Below are 576 nucleotides of genomic sequence, written 5' to 3' on the forward strand. Positions count from 1 at the left end.
GAACAGTAACCGGAAGCTCATGAGGGCCGGTATCACGGACGCGATTCCGGACGCACAGGAAGACTCAACTGGCGTCCTTGACTTCTCCAGCGTTGGGGCCCCCTCAGCCCGCGCACCTAACGACTGGCAGTGGAACGATTGGTGTGCCCTGAAAATCACGACTCTATCCGACAGCCGACAACAGGCCGTTCACCGACTGGTTCGCGACGTACTGAACGACAGTGGAGTTGACCCTGACTTCGTAATGCGCGGGGAGGGTTCGGCCGTGCTCTCGGAAAGTAGTGGAATTCGGCTGACAATCGCGTTTCTCGCGATGAAGCGGCTTCAGAAGTACGAGAAGCTGACTACCGTCGCCGACAGCATTGCCCGGATGAGTCTGGAGGAGTGCTACTACTGGCACGCGAAGTGTCGGTCTCCATCCAGTCCGAACGGTGTGAAGGCGCTACGAGTGCTGCTTGCCGACCATCTCGAATAATCCAATGTCCGAAAATACCAATGACGAGAGTGACGAGTTGAAGAATTTGAAAATCGAAGGGCCACTACCGACCAAAACGGTGGGGATAGAAAGCGTGAAGG

Annotated in this window: 1 protein-coding gene; it reads left to right on the forward strand. The window is 56.2% G+C overall.

Going from position 1 to position 576, the window contains the following annotated elements:
* Nucleotides 1–475, forward strand: a 475-nt coding sequence (locus EXE45_RS17510) for a hypothetical protein (protein ID WP_137695085.1), incomplete at its 5' end; no start/stop codon positions are given.
* Nucleotides 476–576 lie beyond the last annotated feature (101 nt).

This window comes from Halorubrum sp. SP9 (genome assembly GCF_005435015.1).
Lineage (GTDB): Archaea > Halobacteriota > Halobacteria > Halobacteriales > Haloferacaceae > Halorubrum > Halorubrum sodomense.